Origin of the sequence: Comamonas avium (genome assembly GCF_014836675.1) — a bacterium.
Classification (GTDB): domain Bacteria; phylum Pseudomonadota; class Gammaproteobacteria; order Burkholderiales; family Burkholderiaceae_C; genus Comamonas; species Comamonas avium.
On sequence record NZ_JACSQK010000007.1, the window covers coordinates 44,812 to 63,783 of the forward strand.

Below are 18,972 nucleotides of genomic sequence, written 5' to 3' on the forward strand. Positions count from 1 at the left end.
TAACTCGCCTTGAACCCACTGGTTTTTCTGGCAGATAGCCCGCGCGCTAGGCACAATACGCGCACATTTCACTCAATTTACTCTTTCGAGTCGCTTCGTTTTGACGCGATTCGGGCAAGTTACTTGAGCTGGTCCCCACTATCCTCCAAGGCCATTTGAAGGTCTCGGCGGTTTTTTTATTTGTGACCCCCATGGAAAAACGCGTACTTTTCCGATCGCAATGGCTGCCTTGGGCATTGATCCTGCCTCAGCTGCTCATCATTGCCATTTTCTTTTTCTGGCCCGCCGGCCAGGCTGTATTGCAATCTTTCCAGATGGAAGATGCTTTTGGCCTGAGCACCGAATGGGTAGGACTGGAAAATTACCGCAACCTGTTCAATGACGCCACGTATCTGAACGCCTTTCAGCGCACAGCCCTGTTCTCTGTGCTCGTCGCTGGTATTGGCATTGCAGCGTCTTTGGGTCTGGCCATTTTTGCCGACCGCATCATCCGCTTTGCAATGATCTACAAGACCTTGCTGATCGTGCCCTACGCTGTAGCGCCCGTGATTGCAGGCGTGCTGTGGGTGTTCATGTTTTCGCCCTCCATTGGCGTTGTGACCCATTACCTGGGCAAGCTGGGCTACGACTGGAACCACCTGATGAACGAAAACCAGGCCATGGCCCTGATCGTCATCACTTCGGTGTGGAAGCAGATCTCGTACAACTTCCTGTTCTTCCTGGCAGGCTTGCAGTCCATCCCCAAGGCACTGATTGAAGCGGCTTCGATCGATGGTGCAGGCCCATGGCGCCGTTTCTGGAACATCCAGCTGCCGCTGCTCTCGCCCACCACGTTCTTCCTGCTGGTGATCAATATCGTCTACGCCTTCTTTGACACCTTCGGCATCATTGACGCAGCCACCCAAGGCGGCCCCGGCCAATCGACGTCGATCCTGGTCTACAAGGTCTACCAAGACGGTTTCAAGGCGCTGGACCTCGGCGGCTCTGCTGCCCAGTCCGTGATCCTGATGATGATCGTTGTCGTGCTGACCGTGATCCAGTTCCGCTATGTTGAAAAGAAAGTGCAGTACTGACCATGGTTGACCGTAACCCCTGGCTCACTATCATCTCGCACGCCGTACTGATCTTGGGCGTGGCCATTGTGGCCTTCCCGCTGTATCTGGCACTGGTGGCGTCCACCCACACGGCCGACGCCATCGTGCAGTCGCCCATGCCGCTGCTGCCCGGCGCCCACATGTGGGAAAACTACAAGCAGGCGCTGCTGGGCTCCGGCAAGCTGGGCTCCAACACCAATGTGGTGCACATGATGTGGGTGAGCTTTGTCACCGCCATGATCATCACCGTGGGCAAGATTGCCATCTCGCTGCTGTCGGCGTTTGCCATTGTGTATTTCCGCTTTCCCTTCAAGATGCTGTGCTTCTGGGCCATCTTCTTGACACTGATGCTGCCTGTGGAAGTGCGTATCTTGCCGACCTACAAGGTCGTTGCAGATCTGGGCTTGCTCAACAGCTATGCGGGTTTGTCGCTGCCGCTGATTGCTTCGGCCACGGCCACGTTCCTGTTCCGTCAGTTCTTCTTGACCGTACCTGATGAACTGGTCGAAGCCGCACGCATTGACGGCGCTGGCGCCATGCGCTTTTTCAAGGACATTCTGGTGCCCTTGTCCAAGACCTCGATTGCTGCGCTGTTTGTGATTCAGTTCATCTACGGCTGGAACCAGTACCTGTGGCCGCTGCTGATGACCACCTCGGAAGACATGTACCCCGTGGTGATTGGTATCAAGCGCATGCTGGCCGGTGGCGAAGCCGCCGTGGACTGGAACATCGTGATGGCCACGGCTATTTTGGCCATGCTGCCCCCCACCGCTGTGGTGATGCTGATGCAAAAGTGGTTTGTTAAAGGTCTGGTGGATACCGAGAAGTAACGCTCGCTCCACAGCCACTCACCATCTTCTTTTGCCCCATTGAACGAATACTTGGAATACCTCCCATGGCATCCATCTCTCTGAAAAACATCGTCAAACGCTACGGCACCGGCAAGACTGCTGTGCCTGTCATTCACGGCGTCAACATCGAAATCAAGGACGGCGAATTCGTCGTGCTGGTCGGCCCTTCGGGCTGTGGCAAGTCCACCTTGCTGCGCATGATTGCCGGTCTGGAAGAAATCACTGGCGGTGATCTGATGATTGGCGACAAAGTCGTCAATGATCTGGAGCCCTCCAAGCGCAATATCGCCATGGTGTTCCAGAACTATGCGCTGTACCCGCACATGACCAACTACGAGAACATGGCCTATGGTCTGAAGCTCGCCAAGGTGCCTGAAGACGAAATCAAGCAGCGCGTGGACAAGGCTGCCAAGATTTTGGAGCTGGGCCACCTGCTGGACCGCAAGCCCCGCCAACTGTCGGGCGGCCAGCGCCAGCGCGTTGCCATGGGCCGCGCCATCGTGCGCCAGCCTCAGGTGTTTCTGTTTGACGAGCCGCTGTCCAATCTGGATGCCAAGCTGCGCGGCCAGACCCGCATCGAAATCCAGAAGCTGCACGCCGAGCTGGGCATTACCAGCCTGTTCGTGACCCACGATCAGGTGGAAGCCATGACGCTGGCCCAGCGCATGGTCGTGATGAACGGCGGTAACGTGGAACAATTCGGTACGCCCGAAGAGGTCTACCACACCCCTGCATCGACCTTTGTGGCCAGCTTTATTGGCTCGCCACCCATGAACTTGCTCAACAACGCCCCGGGTGGCCAGACCGGCCTGATCATGGGTATCCGCCCTGAGCACATTGACCTGGTCAGCGAAGGCGGCTGGGAGTTCAAGGTGGACACGGTGGAGCTGCTGGGTGCCGAGCGCCTGCTGTACGGCACCGTGGGTGGTGAAATGGTCACTGTGCGCGTGGAAGAAGGCAAGCCCTATCCCAAGCCCGGTGAAACCACCCGCATCACGGCCCGCGATGACCGACTGCACTGGTTCAACGCGGAAACCGGCAAACGCATCTAAACCAACCCCACCAAGGGCCGACGTCTCAAGCGATCGGCCCTTGTGCCAAGCACATGCCTGCACTGATCCACGCCACCGTTCCTGTCCTTCCCTCTTTGAATCTTGCACAGAGTGAAGCGTTCTACGTTCAGCAGCTGGGCTTTGCTGTGCTGCTGCGCATGGACGAGTATTTGATTGTGGCGCGCGAAGGCTGTGAGCTGCATTTTTGGCCTTGCAACAACCCAGAGCTGCCCCGCAACAGTGCCTGCTACGTGCGCGCAGACACCCGCGCCCTGCACACTGAATTCACCCAGAACGGCTTGCTCCTGCCCCAGCCCCAGGCGCGTGAGTGGGGCATGCGTGAGCTGTATGTGACTGACCCACACGGCAACCTGCTGAAATTTGGAGAACCTGTCCAATGACCTCCCTGGCAACCTGGCCCTACCCCATGTGGGTGGCCCACCGTGGCGCTGGCAAGCTGGCCCCAGAAAACACCATGAGCGCGTTCCGCCTGGGCGCAGCGCACGGCTATCGCATGTTTGAGTGCGATGCCAAGCTGTCCAAGGACGGCGTGCTGTTCCTGCTGCATGACGCCACGCTGGATCGCACCACCAATGGCCGCGGCACTGGCGGCGCACTGACCATGGGCGACATCGCCCAGCTGGATGCAGGCAGTTGGCATTCGCGCGCTTTCGCGGGTGAAGCCCTGCCCACGCTGGAGGCACTGGCGCGCTGGTGTCTGGCCAACCACCTGTTCCTGAACGTGGAAATCAAGCCCACGCCCGGTCAGGAAGAGGCCACAGGCCACGCCTGCGGTGCGCTGATGAACCGCATCTGGCCGCAAGACATCGTGCAGCCGCTGTTCACCTCCTTCAAGCCTGAGGCCTTGAAAGGCGCCATGGATGTGGCCCCGCACATCCCGCGCGGACTGCTGGTCGACAAGTTTGCCGACGGCACCGGCGACGCTGATTTGAAGATTGCTACCGGCCTGGGCTGCAGCGCGATGGTGCTCAACCATGCACTGTGGAACACCGAGCTGGTGGCCAAGGTACACGGCGCAGGCCTGCGCTGCAGCAGCTATACCGTCAATGATGAATGGGCCGCGCAGCGCCTGATCGATCTGAACACCGACGGCATCATCACCGACCGCGTAGATCTGTTCAGCCCCGCACAAACAGGCCCCACGCGCTGAGAAAAAACAAAAAGCTAGCTATCAGCGCTTACCACGAGGTGTTTTCAGATACAAAACATACTGAAAAGCTTTAAATACAAGCGCTGAGTGCTCCTTTAAATAAAAAAGGCCTTCCAATACTGGAAGGCCTTTTTTGCAAGTGCAAGCACTGCAGCGTCAGTCCATCTTGGTGCCGGATTGCTTGACTGCATCGGCCCAGCGGGGCATTTCACCGGCCAGAAACTTGGCAAAAGTGTCTGCCCCCATGAAGTCGGGGTTTGCGCCCTGGCTGACCATGCGTTCGCGCAGCTCTGGGTTCTCCATCACTTTCTGGAACGCTTTGCTCAGGCGATCCACCACGGGCTTGGGTGTACCTGCCGGGGCCAGAAAACCGTAAAAACCCACCACTTCAAATCCCTTGAGGCCACTTTCAATGGCTGTGGGCACCTCAGGCAGTGCCGGATTGCGCTCTTTGCTGGTTACGGCCAGAGCGCGCACCTTGTTTTGCTTGTGGTAAGCCGCCGCCTGCGGAATGCTCTCCGCCATGAACTGCACCTGCCCGCCAATCAGGTCCGTGAAAGCGGGCGCGCTGCCCTTGTAGGGGATGTGCATCATGTCAATGCCCGCCGCGCTCTTGAGCATTTCTGGCACCAGATGGCTGATGCCACCGTTGCCAGCCGAGCCAAAGTTCACCTTGCCGGGATTGGCCTTGGCGTAGCTGATCAGCTCAGGCAAGGTTTTGGCGGGCATGCTGTTGCTCACCAGCAGCGCCAAAGGCTGCATGGCAGTGCGTGCAATGGGCGTGAAGTCACGCAGAGTCTGGTAAGGCAGTTTGGGGTAGATGGCGGGGTTGATCACCATCACGCCGGTGTTGGCAATCATCAGCGTATGGCCATCCGCTGGGGCCTTCATCACATCTTGCGCGCCCAGCGTGCCACCCGCACCCGGCTTGTAATCCATGATGATGGGCTGGCCCAGCTCTGTTTGCAGACGGTCCGACAGCAGCCGTGCATGCTGGTCCAGCGGCCCCCCGGCCGGAAAACCCATGACGATGCGAATCGGTTTGCTCGGAAAGTCTTGCGCTTGCGCGCCCACCACTGCCATCAGGCAAGCTGCCGCTGCCAAGCATGTACGCAAGGTTGTTTTCATGAAATGCTCCTCGTTGTTGGAATTTTTACGTGCAGCCCTCACCGCACGAAGTTTTGGCAGATTCTAGGCAGCCGCCCTGGCGCATTGCGCACGCAGGCGACAGTGGCGCTGCCTGTAGCGAAGGCACATAAAAAAACGGGATGGCCGCCAGTGCCATCCCGTTGCATGTCCGCTCTGGCGCCGCTCTAGCCGCGGGGCAGATGGCGCATGGCATCGCGCACATAGTCCGCCACGCGGGCCATCACTTGCTGCAAGTGCTGCTGCACCTGCGCGAAGTTGTCACTGGGCTCGCGCGTGTCTTCATGCATGTAGATGCGGCGGTTGATTTCAATTTGCAGACTGTGCCGCTGGTAGGCCGGCTGGCCAATGCGGCCAATCAGCGCCACCCCTTTGTAGGGCTCGTTGTAGGCCACGCTGTAACCCTGCGCCTGCAAGGTCTGGCCAATCAGGCCAATGAACGCGGGGTCGCAGGTGGTGCCATCGCGGTCGCCCAGCACAAAGTCAGCCAAGTGTTTGTCCGGCGTGCCCAGCCGCTGGTAGACATCGCTGGGCATGGAGTGCAGGTTGATGTGCCATACGCCGCCAAAACGGTCCATGCTCCACTCAATCGCCTTGGCCAGCTCAGCGTGGTAGGGGCGCCAGTAGCGCGCAATGCGCTGCTGCACCTCAGCCACGCTGAGCTGGCGGTCATACATGGCCGTGGACTGACCCGCCTGGTTGATTTTTTCCCAGATCAGACCCAGCCCCTGCTGCGTCTTGATGCTGGGGGTCAGCGGCGCAGGCCAGACACCATCGAGCATCGCAGGATTGAGGTCTTCTTCCTCGCGATTGGGATCGATGTAGGTGCGCGGAAATGTGGCCTCTACCAGCGTGGCTCCGTACTGCGGAAATTGCTCCCACAGCGTGTGCACATGCGTGTCTTCCCCCCGGCGCAGCAGCGCCATGGGTACAGCCACACCAAAATCTGCCGGGTAGGCTGTGCCACTGTGGGGTGAGTCACACACCAGCGGCAGCACCACGCCCTGCGGCGGGTGCACCCGCACAGGGGCATCCGGGCAGGGCTTCAGGAAATCAGGCAATGCTTGCATTAATCAATCTTGATGTTGGCGCGCTTGGCAACTGCGGTGTAACGGGCAATGGCAGCATCAATTTGCTGGGCAAACGCCTGCGGCGTATTGGCCATGCCTTCACCGGCAATGTCTTTTTGCTTGGCCTGGTAGGCCGGGTCTTGCATCACTTTGTGGGCTGCTGCGTTGAGCTTGTCGATGATGGGCTTGGGGGTGCCTGCAGGTGCCACCAGACCAAACCAGCCGCCATCACCCATCTGGGGGTAGCCCAGCTCGGTATAGGTGGGCACATCGGGCAGCAGCTCGGTGCGCTTCAAGGCCAGCACAGCCAGAGGGCGCAGCTTGCCTGCCTGAATGTTCGTCAGCGAGGAAGACAGGTTGTCCGTCATCGCATTGACCTGACCGCCCAGCGCATCATTGAGCGCCTGACCGGCCCCCTTATAAGGAATGTGCAGCAGCTCCACGCCTGCCAGATTCATGAAGTTTTCAATATTGGCATGGCCCAGCGAGCCGGTGCCTGGCGAGGCAAAGGTGTACTTGCCGGGGTTTTTCTTGGCCAGTGCAATGAATTCCTGCATGGTCTTGGCAGGCACGCTGGGGTGCACCACAAACACGCTGGGCACGCTCATCACGTTGGTGATGGGGGCAAAGTCTTTCTTGGCGTCATAGGGCAGCTTGCTCATGATGGCCGGGTTGGCCCCATGGGTCGATACGGTGGCCATGCCAATCGTGTAGCCGTCCGGTGCCGAGCGGGCAATTTCTGCCGCACCGATCGAGCCACCCGCCCCGCCCTTGTTCTCAATCACCACGGCCTGACCCAGGATAGGGCCCATCTTGTCAGCCAGCAGCCGGGCCACGATGTCGGTGGAGCCACCTGCGCCAAAGGGCACGATCAGCCTGATCGGGCGGCTGGGATAGTTATCAGCCGCCACAGCAGCAGGCGCCACGCAGGCCAAAGTAGCAGCGGCAGCAACGGTCGATAGCAAGGTACGGCGCAAGAACATGGGGTTTCTCCTAGGGAATCTTTGGTTTATGAGGAATGTGCACGCATTCTTTTCGAGAGAGCAGACGGAGAAAAGCGACAAAAAAACAAGCAGGCATTACCAATGCTCATAATTGCACCGCTATGCGCTTGCAGTCCCCCTCCATCTCCGAACTCCACGCCTTTGCCCAGGCGGCCCGCTTGGGCAGCTACACCCAGGCCGCCGATGCGCTGCAGGTCACGCAAGGGGCCATCAGCCGCGCCATTGCCCGGCTGGAAGAACATCTGGGCTTTGCCGTGTTTGAGCGCCAGGGCCGGCGCAGCGTTCTGACCACTGCGGGGCGCCAGTATCTGGATGCGGTAGGCCCGGCCATTTTCACCATTGAGTCGGCTACACAGGCCATGCGCCGCAAACGCGAGGGGCGGCATGTGCGCTTGTCCATGCCACCTACGTTATTCAGCCACTGGCTCATCCCGCGCCTGCCTGACTTCACTGCGCACCACCCGGGCACGGTGCTTTCCTTTGCCCCTTACCGGCGCGACGATCCCGTCACGTCCCCAGACATCGACGCGTGGATCCGGATTGGCAGCATGCCCTTTCCAGACACCCTGCACGCCAGCTATCTGGTGGGGCGTGATCTGGTGCCCATTTGCCTGCCCCACGATGCCTTGAGCATCTGCCGCCCACAGGATTTGCTGCGCCGTCCCTTGCTGGCCCATACCAACTACCCCGACAACTGGGCGCGATGGTTTGAAAAAATGGGCTGCGAAGGCCCCTGCCCGGCACCCGCGGCAGACTTTGAACTGGTGGGCATGCTGGTGCAGGCGGTGATTGCGGGCATGGGCGTGGCCGTGGTGCAGCGCTGCCTGATTGAAGATGATTTGGCAGCAGGCCGTGTCGCCATCCCCGTGCACCGCCCTTTTCAAATTGAGCGCGGCTACTTTTTATGCCAGCCGGCATCGCGTCCGGCCTCGCATGCACTGCAAGATTTCCAGCGCTGGCTGTTGCAGCAAGCGCAAGTGGACTGTGCACGCTACGCAAGCACCTGACCCGGTGAAATCAGAAAAAATGCCTACCAAGCCTTTGCTCTACGCCCCGCTCTGGGTGGGCCAAGGCTGTGAATACCTCTGCTGGCCTTAGTGCCGCCAGCCACCAGACATCAGCCACTGGCAAGTGGACATGCCCAGCACCAAGACCGCATACGTACCCATGCGGCCATCCTGGCCGGTGAGCACCAAGCCCAGAGCCAGCACCAAAATTCCTAGCAAGAAATTGATGCTGGCCATGTGATACCAAGGCAACAGGTGAGATTTTTTCCGCCACACCAGACGCGCGCCTCCCGCCAGCAACACTGCCAGACAACCAGCAGGTGCCGCAAAGTTGAGCAGGTGATTGAGAAAGTCAAGGATGGGCATGGAAATGACGCAGATCAAGGCTTTGCCCTGTAGGACAACACAAAGCGGCCAGCAATTTTATAATCAGCGACTATGGCAGTCTGGGCACTTGGCATCAATCACAACACGGCACCGTTAGATTTACGGGGCCGTTTCGCGTTTGCGATTGACCAGATCGCTCCCACGCTGCATGGCCTGCGCGATGCACTGAGCAGCGCTACCCGCCACCCTGAGGTGGAAACTGCCATTCTCTCCACCTGCAACCGCACCGAGATTTACTGCGCAGCTGGTGCCCCGGCGCTGGACCACACCCTGGGCTGGCTGGCCCATTCGGGCGGTGTCAGCACCGATGTGCTGCGCTCGCACTCTTACCTGCTGGAAGAAGGCTCGGTGGCACGCCATGCGTTCCGCGTAGCTTCGGGTCTGGATTCCATGGTGCTGGGAGAAACCCAGATTCTGGGGCAGATGAAAAACGCCGTGCGTGCCGCAGAAGAAGCCGGCGCACTGGGTTCAACACTGAACCAGCTGTTTCAGCGCAGCTTTGCCGTTGCCAAGGAAGTGCGCTCGTCCACCGAAATTGGTGAGCATTCGATTTCCATGGCTGCCGCTGCCGTGCGTCTGGCCGGCCAGCTGTTTGAAGACCTGTCCAAGATTCGTATTTTGTTTGTGGGCGCTGGCGAGATGATCGAGCTGGCCACTACGCACTTTGCAGCCAAGAACCCTGCCCACATCACGATCGCCAACCGCACCATGGAGCGCGGCGAAAAGCTGGCTGCACGCTTTGGTGCCAGCGTGATGCCTTTGGCCGAGATTCCCGAGCACCTGCACGAGTACGACGCCATCATCAGTTGCACGGCCTCTAGCCTGCCCATCATTGGCCTGGGAGCGATTGAGCGTGCACTGAAAAAACGCAAGCATCGCCCCATGTTCATGGTGGACTTGGCCGTGCCGCGTGACATTGAGCCTGAAGTCAAAGACCTGCGCGACGCCTACCTGTACACCGTGGACGATCTGGCCACCGTGGTGCGCACAGCCCAGGCCCAGCGCCAAGCCACCGTCGAGCAGGCTGAAACCATCATTGACGCAGGCGTGCTGAACTTCATGCAGTGGCTGAACCAGCGCGCTCAGGGGGGCGTAGTGCCCTTGATTCAGCAGCTCAATGCCCAGACCGACGAATGGCGCGCTGCTGAAATCAGCCGTGCCAAAAGACTGCTCGCCAAGGGTGAAGATGTGGATGCCGTGCTCGAGGCACTTTCGCGCGGCCTGACCCAGAAAATGATGCACGGCACCTTGTCAGCCCTGCACAAGGGCACGCCTGAAGAGCGTGCCCACACCGTCGATACGGTCTCCAGACTTTTCCTGCGCCCCGGCAGCAAGCCCGGCCAGCGTTAGCGCTGCTGTCGTTACTGGCTTTTCAGCCAGACCAGCCCTTGGCGCTGACTGAGCCAGCGCAATTAGCTACCTTTCTTGTAGCACATCATTTTCTCTGACTGACCATGAAACCATTCCTGCGCACCCAATTGGAGCGCTATGCCCAGCGCCTTGAAGAGCTGGACTTCCTGCTGTCGCGCGAAGACATCATGGGCGACATGCAAAAGTACCGAGCCATCTCGCGCGAGCATGCCGATGTAACCGCTGTCGCCGGGCGCTACCAGCGCTACCTGCAGTGCGAGGCCGACATTGCCACCGCCCGCCAAATGCTGGACGACCCCGACATGGCCGAGATGGCGCAGGAAGAAATCACGGTGGGCGAGCAAGAGCTGATCAAGCTCGAAGACGAGCTGCAGCGCCTGCTGCTGCCCAAAGACCCGGACGATGAACGCCCCGCCTATGTGGAAATCCGCGCAGGCACCGGCGGTGACGAATCTGCCCTGTTTGCCGCAGACCTGGCGCGCATGTACACCCGCTATGCCAGCAACGTGGGCTGGAAGGTGGAAGTAATGAGCGCCAACGAAAGCGAAATCGGCGGCTACAAAGAAGTAGTGCTGCGTATTGAAGGCGAGAACGCCTACGGCGCGCTGCGCTTTGAATCGGGTGGTCACCGTGTGCAACGCGTACCAGCCACCGAAACGCAGGGCCGCATCCACACCAGCGCCTGCACCGTGGCCGTGATGCCCGAGCCCGATGAAACCGTCGCCATCACGCTCAACCCTGCCGATTTGCGCATCGACACCTTCCGTGCCAGCGGCGCAGGTGGCCAGCACATCAACAAGACGGACTCCGCCGTGCGCGTGGTGCACTTGCCCACAGGCATCGTGGCCGAGTGCCAGGATGGCCGCAGCCAGCACAGCAACAAGGCCAAGGCCCTGCAGGTGCTGCAAGCGCGCATTCAGGAAAAGGAACGCAAGGAGCGCGAAGCCAAGGAAGCCGCTCTGCGCAAGGGCCTGATTGGCTCGGGCGACCGCTCTGACCGCATTCGTACCTACAACTTTCCGCAGGGACGTTTGACCGACCACCGCATCAACCTGACGCTGTACAAGCTGCTCAGCATCATGGAAGGTGACCTGGGCGATGTGATTGAGGCCTTGAAACAGGCCCGTGAAGCCGAATTGCTGGCCGAGCTGGAAGTCAATGCCTAGAAGGCAAAGCGTCCCTAACCCCAATAACGTCAACCGCCAGTCCAAGTGAATACACCGCACACCCTGCAGCAAGCCTTGCTCCATGCGCACCACCAAGGCATGCAGCGCATTGACGCGCAAATGCTGCTGCTGCATGTACTGGGCCAGCCCCATGCCGGGCGGGCCTGGCTGCTGACGCACGACAGCGATGTACTCGCGCCCGCGCAGCAAACGCAGTTTCAGTCACTGTGCGCACAGCGACTGGATGGTGTGCCTGTGGCGTATCTGACGGGCTGCAAAGAATTTTTCGGTTTGCCACTGCACGTCGATGCCCGCGTGCTTGACCCCCGCCCCGACACAGAGACACTGGTGCAATGGGTGCTGGATGTGGTTGAAAAAACGGTTTCACCCTCCATCCTCGATCTAGGCACCGGCAGCGGAGCCATTGCGCTGGCCATTCAAAGCCAGCGCAAAGATGCCACAGTCACCGCAGTTGATTTCAGCCAGGACGCGCTGAATGTCGCCTCTGCCAACGCCAGACAGCTGCAGCTGCCTGTGCAGTTTGTGCAATCGTCGTGGCTGCATGCGGTAGATGGGGTGTTTGACGTCATCGCCAGCAACCCGCCCTACATCCGTGAAGACGACGAGCACATGCACGCCCTGCGCCACGAACCGCGCCATGCGCTGACCAGTGGTGCCGATGGGCTGGACGATATTCGCACCATCATTGTGCAAAGCCCCGCCCACCTGAAGGCCGGTGGCTGGCTGCTGCTGGAGCACGGCTGGGACCAGGCCGAAGCGGTGCAGCAACTGCTGCGCAATGCGGGCTTTGTGCAGGTACACAGCCGCCAGGATTTAGCGGCAATTGACCGCTGCACAGGCGGGCAAATTCCAGCAATCGCCAATTGTGGCAAGACAATGAAATAATCACAGGCATTGCCAGGTGTGAACAACACCGGCTCCCCTGCAAGGAGAACCCCATGAGCGACACCCAACAACGCATCGACCAACTGGTCAAAAACAACGACATCCTGCTGTTCATGAAGGGCAGCGCCAGCTTTCCCATGTGCGGCTTCTCGGGCCGTGCCATCCAGATTCTGAAGGCTTGCGGCGTTGACCCCAAGGCGATTGCCACCGTGAACGTACTGGAAGACCAGGAAATTCGCCAGGGCATCAAGGACTACAGCAACTGGCCCACGATTCCCCAGCTGTACATCAAGGGTGAATTCATTGGTGGCTCGGACATCATGATGGAGATGTACGAGTCCGGTGAACTCAAGCAAGTCATTGACGGCGAAGCCTGATTGCAATGCACACCCTGGGACCCATGCCGACCCCGATGACCAGTCCTACTGGCATGGCCCCTGCTTTATCTAAAACCGCCCCCTATGGGCGGTTTTTTTGTCTCCGCCCGCTTGGCCGCGGGCTGGAAATTTTGAAGGGTTGACCCTATTTCTTGAATGACCACTGAACGCTGAACGCGGTGCCTTGTACCAAGGGCGCACAGCGCTGGCAGACCGTTCAAGAACATTCAGGCAACTCACAATGCCGGCATGCGAAGGAGGCATGCAAAATGGTGACATTCGGCCGTCACCGGCCACCCCACTCACTTATGACGTTGACACAAAGCCTGTTCATCATTGCCTGCCTGATTGCCGCCAGCGGCTTCTTTGCCGTGGCCGAAATTTCTCTGGCCGCTTCACGCCGTCTGCGTCTGCGCCAGCATGCCGACGAAGGCGACCTGCGTGCAGACAAAGTACTCAAAATGCAGGAGCAACCCGGTGACTACTTCACCGTGGTGCAAGTTGGGCAAAACGGCATTGCCATTCTGGGCGGTATCGTTGGTGAAGGAGCTCTGAGCAGCACCCTGACCAGCCTGCTGATCTTGTGGCTGCCTGAAAGCACGGCCCAGTCACTGGCATCGGTGTGCTCGTTCCTGATCATCACTTCGCTGTTCATTTTATTTTCCGACCTGCTGCCACGCCGCCTGAGCATGGTCAAGCCTGAATACTGGGCCGTGCGCGTGCTGGGCCCCATGCAGCTGTGCATGACCGTTTTTCGCCCTATCGTCTGGTTTTACGCACGCACTACCGACGCGCTGTTCAAGATACTGGGTCTGCCTGACAAGCGCGACGAGAGGATCACCTCTGACGACATCCTGGCCATGACCGAAGCCGGCGCACGCGCCGGTGTACTGGCCCGCCGTGAGCAGCAAGCCATTGCCAACATCTTTGAGCTCGATTCACGCACCGTGTCTTCGGCCATGACGCCGCGCGACCGCATTGCCTACTTTCTGCGCGACGATCCTGATCACGTCATCCGGGCCCGGATCGCTGAAGAACCCTTTTCCACCTACCCTGTGTGCGACGGTGATATTGATCACATCGTTGGCTATGTGGATGCCAAGGACCTGTTTCAGCGTGTGCTGAACAACCAGCCCATTTCGCTCAAAGATGACAGTCTGATCCGCAAAATCCTCATCGTGCCCGACAAGCTCACGCTGGCCGAGGTGCTGGACCAGTTTCAGCAAGTGCATGAAGACTTTGCAGCCATCCTCAACGAATACAGCCTGATGGTCGGCGTGGTCACGCTCAACGATGTGATGAGCACCGTGATGGGCGACCTGGTATCGCCCGACGATGAAGAGCAAATCATGCGCCGCGATGAACATTCATGGCTCATCGACGGTGCGACACCGATCGATGACGTACAGCGCGCGCTGGGCATTGACGAGCTGCCGCACGACGAAGAATACGAAACCCTTGCGGGCTTCCTGATGGTCATGCTGCGCCGCATTCCCCGGCGTACCGACAGCGTGAACTGGGGAGGCTACAAGTTCGAAGTGATGGACGTGGACAGCTACCGCATTGATCAGGTGCTGGTACTGAAGCTGGACCCCGACGCACCCGTTGTGGGCGATAGCAACGGCGCCGTGGCCACCCAGCCCATTCCCACCATGCCGGTTGCCGCGATTGCGGCCATTGCCGCAGCAGTCACTGTTGACGATGAAGAGGCCACCACCAGCTCCGCACCGCCCGAGCCTCCAGCACCTAGCGTCCCTTAAGAAATTAATAAACAATAGCTACCAGCGCTTATAAAACAAAGGTTTCAGATATAAAACTATCTGAAACCTTTTTAAATAAAGCGCTGACAGCTATCTTTTCATTAATCTTTAGCCTCAGGCTTTGCGTGGCGCATTGGCATCAAACAGCCATTGGCGCTGGGCGCCCAGCACCAGATTGGGGTATTTGTCTTTGCCCCGGCTGCCGTTGTAGCGCCCCAGTGCCATGAACAAATCACCGCGTTCACGCTCCAGATAGTGGCGCAAGATCACACAGCCAAAACGCACATTGGTCTGCATGTGAAACAGCTTGCCCGCATCTCCATCGCCAATCACCCGTGTCCAAAACGGCATGATCTGCATATAGCCACGTGCACCAGCCACTGAAACAGCGAATTTACGAAACCCGCTCTCCACCTGAATCAGCCCCAGCACCAGAGACACTTCCAGCCCCGAGCGCTTGGCCTCATACCAGACGGTTTGCAGAAAATCGCGCCGGACCTCCCAGTCGGGCATGCGGCGGTGCAGCCTGTCACTCATGCTGGTCAGCCAGCGCAGGTACTCCATCCGCGCATCGGTCGAGGCAAACAACGGCTCTGGCGGAGCCAAATCACTGACGGCTGCACTCAACGCACTGCGCACCGCATCGGCCAGAGGCTCTTCCAGCTGTGCCCCCGCATACGCAGGGGCTGCGCCCACAGCCATGCTGGCCAAGCCAAAGCCCAGCCAGCAACGACGTGTCATATCTGCAGTCAGAGCCCTCATCCCTCTCATCCATCAAATTGGTCTAGTGCAAAGTTAGCAGTGTGGCCCACGCGAACCACTTTCAACAAGCAAAAAGGCAGCCGCAGCTGCCTTTTTGTACCTGACGCAAGATTTAGTGCAAGCCCAGCTTGCCCTTGAGGTGTGCAAGCACATCGGCGGGCGCAATCTTGGTGGCCTCCGTGTCACGGCGGGCCTGGTATTCCACCACGCCCTCCTTGAGGCCGCGATCACCCAGCACCACGCGGTGCGGCACGCCAATCAGCTCCCAGTCGGCCAGCATGGCGCCGGGGCGCTCATCGCGGTCGTCCAGGATCACGTCCACGCCCAGCGCCAGCAAGGCTTCATACAGCTTGAAGGCTTCTTCCTTGACCGCCTCGCTGCGGCCCATGCCAATGGGACAGATCACAACGGTGAACGGCGCAATCGCATCGGGCCAGATCATGCCGCGCTCGTCGTGGTTTTGCTCCACGGCTGCAGCTGGCAGGCGCGTAACGCCAATGCCGTAGCAGCCCATTTCAAAGTGCTGCGGCTTGCCGTTGTCACCCAGGAAGGTGGCGTTCATGGCTTGCGAATACTTGGTGCCCAGATAGAACACGTGGCCAATCTCAATGCCACGCTCAATGGCCAGCTCGCCCGCGCCGTCCGGCGACAGGTCACCTGCCACCACATTGCGCAAGTCAGCAATCAAGTCGGGCTCAGGCAGATCACGGCCAAAGTTCACGCCGGTGATGTGGAAATCCACCTCATTGGCACCGCACACCCAGTCAGCCATCACGGCCACTTCGCGGTCCACCACCAGCTTGACGGGCTGCTTGAGATTGATGGGCCCCAGGTAACCGGGCTGGCAACCAAAGTGCGCTTCAATTTCACCCACGGTCGCAAAGCGGAAATTGGCCAGTCCGGCGACCTTCGCCGCCTTGATTTCATTCATGTCATGGTCACCGCGCAGCAGCAGCAGCCAGACCTGGCTTTTGACGACTTCACCGTGCTCATTGGTCTCGTCCGTGGCCAGCACCAAAGACTTCACCGTCTGGCTCAAGGGCAGATCCAGCTGCGCAGCCACCGCTTCGCAGGTGCTATTGCCCGGTGTTGCCACCTTTTCCATCGCCTTGCCTGCCGCAGGACGAGGGCCGGCGGGTGCCAGGCACTCGGCCTTTTCAATATTGGCCGCGTAATCGCTGTGGGGGCAGTAAACAATGGCGTCTTCACCCGTGGAAGCGATCACCTGAAACTCTTCGCTCAGGTCACCACCGATGGCACCCGAGTCCGCGCGCACAGCGCGGTACTGCAGGCCAAACCGGTCAAAAATGCGCTTGTAGGCTTCGCGCATGGTCTGGTAGCTGATCTGGGCCGTGTCGCGGTCTTTGTCGAAGGAGTAGGCATCCTTCATGATGAACTCGCGACCGCGCATCAGGCCAAAGCGCGGACGGCGTTCGTCGCGGAACTTGGTCTGAATCTGATAGAGGTTCTTGGGCAACTGCTTGTAGCTCTTGAACTCCTGGCGCGCGATATCCGTTACCACTTCCTCAGAAGTGGGCTGCACGATGAAGTCGCGGCCATGGCGATCCTTGATGCGCAGCAACTCGGGGCCCATTTTTTCAAAACGGCCTGTTTCTTCCCACAGCTCAGCGGGCTGCACCACAGGCATGGTCACTTCAATGCCGCCAGCGCGGTTCATTTCTTCACGCACGATCGCTTCGACCTTGCGGATCACACGCAGACCCATGGGCATGTAGTTGTAAATGCCAGCCCCCAGCTTTTTGATCATGCCAGCCCGTGTCATGAGCTTGTGGCTGACCACTTCAGCATCGGCAGGAGCTTCTTTGAGGGTGGAGATGAGAAATTGGGAAGCTTTCATGAGCGGGAGAGCGTGGGATAAAGCCGCGGCAGTTTGGCTGGGCCCGGACTGCCGTGCATAATGAACGCAATATAGAAAATTGGGGTTCGATTATGCTTGACCGGGACGGATTTCGCCCGAACGTCGGCATCATCCTGCTCAACCAGAAAAACCAGGTGTTCTGGGGCAAAAGAATTCGTACCCACAGCTGGCAATTCCCGCAAGGCGGCATTGATCGGGGAGAAACACCCGAACAGGCCATGTTCCGGGAGCTGCATGAAGAGGTGGGTCTTATGCCCGACCACGTACGCGTGGTTGCAAGAACAAGGGACTGGTTGCGCTACGAGGTGCCGGATCGTTACATACGTCGCGATGCGCGAGGTCATTACAAAGGCCAGAAGCAAATCTGGTTTTTGCTTCAACTCCTCGGCCAAGACTGGGATTTGAACCTGCGTGCCACCGACCATCCTGAGTTTGATGCCTGGCGATGGAACGACTACTGGGTCCCACTGGATGTCGTGGTGGAGTTCAAGCGCGGTGTTTATGAAATGGCGCTGACGGAGTTGGCCCGCTACATTCCGCGCTCAGAACTACAGCGCAACCGCTATCTGCGCAGCGGCATGCGACCACGCGACGGGCAGCCGGAGCAATCCAGCATGATCCAGCGCCCAGCCCCCATGCTGCGCAGCCACGGACTGATTCAAAACCCCGGCATGGAACTGCCTCCCGGCGCCAGCTTTGATCCAGATCCGCAAGGTGATAACAACAATCGCTGAATAAATAAAAATCCCGCTCGCGTTATAGCTGCAGCGGGATTTTTCTATCTATTGGGTCTTTGCGCGCCTGCTAGTGCAGCACCACCATGTTGTCGCGGTGCACCATCTCGGGCTCCCCTCGATAACCCAGCAATTGCTCCACTTCAGACGATGCGTGCCGGCACAGCAATCGCGCTTCCGAGCTGGAGTAGTTAGCCAGGCCACGCGCAATCTCTACGCCCTGGGCATCACGTACTGCGATCACGTCCCCACGCGAGAAATCACCTTCCACCGCCACCATGCCCACCGGCAAGAGGCTCTTGCCCTCATCGCGCACTTTGAGCGCGGCTCCCGCATCGATGGTGACTGCACCATGCAACTGCAGGTGATCCATCATCCATTGCTTGCGCGCCTGGTTCTTGTGCGTGGGTGCAACCAGCAAGGTGCCAATCGATTCACCCCGCGCCAGACGCAACAGCACAGCGTGCTCACGGCCCCATGCAATCACGGTCGATGCGCCAGAGCCTGCGGCACGCTTGGCCGCCAAAATTTTGGTCAGCATGCCTCCCTTGCCGATGCTGGAGCCCGCACCACCTGCCATGGCTTCCAGCGCCACATCGCCCGCTTGCGCTTCGTGCACAAACTGCGCGTGCGGATTGCTGCGCGGATCAGCCGTGTAGAGCCCCTTCTGATCGGTCAGGATGATCAATGCATCGGCGTCCACCAAGTTCGCAACCAGTGCGCCCAAGGTATCGTTGTCGCCAAACTTGATTTCATCATTGACCACGGTGTCGTTTTCATTGATCACCGGCACTACACCCAATTGCAGCAAGGTCAGCAGCGTCGAACGCGCATTGAGATAGCGCTCCCGGTCCGCCAGGTCAGCATGCGTCAGCAGCACCTGGGCACTGCCAACGTTGTAGGTACGCAGCTTGGTTTCATACATCTGAACCAAGCCCATTTGGCCAACCGCTGCAGCGGCTTGCAATTCATGGATTTCCTTGGGGCGCGTTGCCCAGCCCAGTCGCTTCATGCCCTCAGCGACAGCACCGCTGGAGACCATGATCACTTCACGGCGGATGCCATCATCACCATGCACGAGGGCAGCCAACTGGCGCGACCATTCTTCAATGGCCCCTTCATCGAGGCCACGCCCCTCATTGGTCACCAAACTGGAGCCGACCTTGACGACGATGCGGCGCGCATCTTGCAAAACACGGGAAGACATGATTGAGAGCTTTTTTGGCCTCTAGCGC

General features: G+C 59.2%; 19 protein-coding genes. 12 read left to right on the forward strand and 7 right to left on the reverse strand.

Features of this window, described 5'->3' with window-relative positions; genetic code table 11:
• Positions 1–191 precede the first annotated feature (191 nt).
• From ugpA to ugpQ, 5 genes are all read left to right on the forward strand, one after another.
• Positions 192–1,073 (forward strand): sn-glycerol-3-phosphate ABC transporter permease UgpA, encoded by an 882-nt coding sequence (gene ugpA, locus H9646_RS14585; protein ID WP_191724114.1) that lies wholly within the window; start codon positions 192–194, stop codon positions 1,071–1,073.
• Positions 1,074–1,075: 2 nt separating this feature from the next.
• The gene (gene ugpE / locus H9646_RS14590; protein WP_191724115.1) at positions 1,076–1,924 is read left to right on the forward strand and encodes a sn-glycerol-3-phosphate ABC transporter permease UgpE; all 849 of its coding nucleotides are present in this window, start codon (positions 1,076–1,078) and stop codon (positions 1,922–1,924) included.
• A gap of 65 nt (positions 1,925–1,989) precedes the next feature.
• A complete protein-coding gene (locus H9646_RS14595; RefSeq protein ID WP_191724116.1) occupies positions 1,990–2,997 on the forward strand; it encodes a sn-glycerol-3-phosphate import ATP-binding protein UgpC in 1,008 nt (335 codons plus the stop codon).
• A gap of 53 nt (positions 2,998–3,050) precedes the next feature.
• Positions 3,051–3,398, forward strand: a complete 348-nt coding sequence (locus H9646_RS14600) for a bleomycin resistance protein (protein ID WP_191724117.1) — start codon at positions 3,051–3,053, stop codon at positions 3,396–3,398.
• A complete protein-coding gene (ugpQ, locus tag H9646_RS14605) occupies positions 3,395–4,168 on the forward strand; it encodes a glycerophosphodiester phosphodiesterase (protein ID WP_191724118.1) in 774 nt (257 codons plus the stop codon). The genes H9646_RS14600 and ugpQ overlap by 4 nt, the downstream gene beginning before the upstream one ends.
• Before the next feature lie 156 nt (positions 4,169–4,324).
• Here the strand turns inward: ugpQ and H9646_RS14610 are convergent, their stop codons facing one another.
• From H9646_RS14610 to H9646_RS14620, 3 genes are all read right to left on the reverse strand, one after another.
• Positions 4,325–5,296: a Bug family tripartite tricarboxylate transporter substrate binding protein gene (locus H9646_RS14610; protein WP_191724119.1), complete on the reverse strand. Its 972-nt coding sequence runs from the start codon at positions 5,294–5,296 to the stop codon at positions 4,325–4,327.
• 185 nt (positions 5,297–5,481) lie between these two features.
• A complete protein-coding gene (locus H9646_RS14615) occupies positions 5,482–6,384 on the reverse strand; it encodes an N-formylglutamate amidohydrolase (protein WP_191724120.1) in 903 nt (300 codons plus the stop codon).
• Positions 6,384–7,367, reverse strand: a complete 984-nt coding sequence (locus H9646_RS14620) for a tripartite tricarboxylate transporter substrate binding protein BugE (RefSeq protein WP_191724121.1) — start codon at positions 7,365–7,367, stop codon at positions 6,384–6,386. The genes H9646_RS14615 and H9646_RS14620 overlap by 1 nt, the downstream gene beginning before the upstream one ends.
• 122 nt (positions 7,368–7,489) lie before the next feature.
• On the opposite strand from H9646_RS14620, the gene H9646_RS14625 reads away from it, so the two are divergent.
• Positions 7,490–8,395: a LysR substrate-binding domain-containing protein gene (locus H9646_RS14625; RefSeq protein ID WP_191724122.1), complete on the forward strand. Its 906-nt coding sequence runs from the start codon at positions 7,490–7,492 to the stop codon at positions 8,393–8,395.
• 87 nt (positions 8,396–8,482) lie between these two features.
• Here the strand turns inward: H9646_RS14625 and H9646_RS14630 are convergent, their stop codons facing one another.
• Positions 8,483–8,761 (reverse strand): hypothetical protein, encoded by a 279-nt coding sequence (locus H9646_RS14630; protein ID WP_191724123.1) that lies wholly within the window; start codon positions 8,759–8,761, stop codon positions 8,483–8,485.
• A 72-nt stretch (positions 8,762–8,833) separates the two neighbouring features.
• Here H9646_RS14630 and hemA point away from each other — a divergent pair, with 72 nt between their 5' ends.
• The 5 genes from hemA (at position 8,834) to H9646_RS14655 (ending at position 14,362) form a co-directional block, all read left to right on the forward strand.
• A complete protein-coding gene (hemA, locus tag H9646_RS14635; protein WP_191724124.1) occupies positions 8,834–10,132 on the forward strand; it encodes a glutamyl-tRNA reductase in 1,299 nt (432 codons plus the stop codon).
• A gap of 104 nt (positions 10,133–10,236) precedes the next feature.
• Entirely contained in the window at positions 10,237–11,319 is a 1,083-nt protein-coding gene (gene prfA, locus H9646_RS14640; RefSeq protein WP_191724125.1) for a peptide chain release factor 1, read from the forward strand.
• Between the two features lie 45 nt (positions 11,320–11,364).
• Positions 11,365–12,225, forward strand: coding sequence for a peptide chain release factor N(5)-glutamine methyltransferase (gene prmC / locus H9646_RS14645; protein ID WP_191724126.1), 861 nt, complete (start codon positions 11,365–11,367; stop codon positions 12,223–12,225).
• Positions 12,226–12,278: 53 nt separating this feature from the next.
• On the forward strand, positions 12,279–12,602 hold the full coding sequence (gene grxD, locus H9646_RS14650; RefSeq protein ID WP_191724127.1) for a Grx4 family monothiol glutaredoxin: 324 nt from the start codon (positions 12,279–12,281) through the stop codon (positions 12,600–12,602).
• Between the two features lie 308 nt (positions 12,603–12,910).
• Positions 12,911–14,362 carry a hemolysin family protein gene (locus H9646_RS14655; protein ID WP_191724128.1) on the forward strand — a complete coding sequence of 484 codons (1,452 nt, stop codon included), beginning with the start codon at positions 12,911–12,913 and terminating at the stop codon, positions 14,360–14,362.
• A 114-nt stretch (positions 14,363–14,476) separates the two neighbouring features.
• Here the strand turns inward: H9646_RS14655 and H9646_RS14660 are convergent, their stop codons facing one another.
• A complete protein-coding gene (locus H9646_RS14660) occupies positions 14,477–15,103 on the reverse strand; it encodes a lytic transglycosylase domain-containing protein (RefSeq protein WP_225214229.1) in 627 nt (208 codons plus the stop codon).
• 133 nt (positions 15,104–15,236) lie between these two features.
• Entirely contained in the window at positions 15,237–16,982 is a 1,746-nt protein-coding gene (locus tag H9646_RS14665) for a proline--tRNA ligase (protein ID WP_191724130.1), read from the reverse strand.
• Between the two features lie 92 nt (positions 16,983–17,074).
• On the opposite strand from H9646_RS14665, the gene H9646_RS14670 reads away from it, so the two are divergent.
• The gene (locus H9646_RS14670; protein ID WP_191724131.1) at positions 17,075–17,737 is read left to right on the forward strand and encodes an RNA pyrophosphohydrolase; all 663 of its coding nucleotides are present in this window, start codon (positions 17,075–17,077) and stop codon (positions 17,735–17,737) included.
• A gap of 70 nt (positions 17,738–17,807) precedes the next feature.
• On the opposite strand, the gene proB is transcribed toward H9646_RS14670, so the two are convergent.
• Positions 17,808–18,944 carry a glutamate 5-kinase gene (proB, locus tag H9646_RS14675; protein WP_191724132.1) on the reverse strand — a complete coding sequence of 379 codons (1,137 nt, stop codon included), beginning with the start codon at positions 18,942–18,944 and terminating at the stop codon, positions 17,808–17,810.
• Between the last annotated feature and the right edge of the window lie 28 nt (positions 18,945–18,972).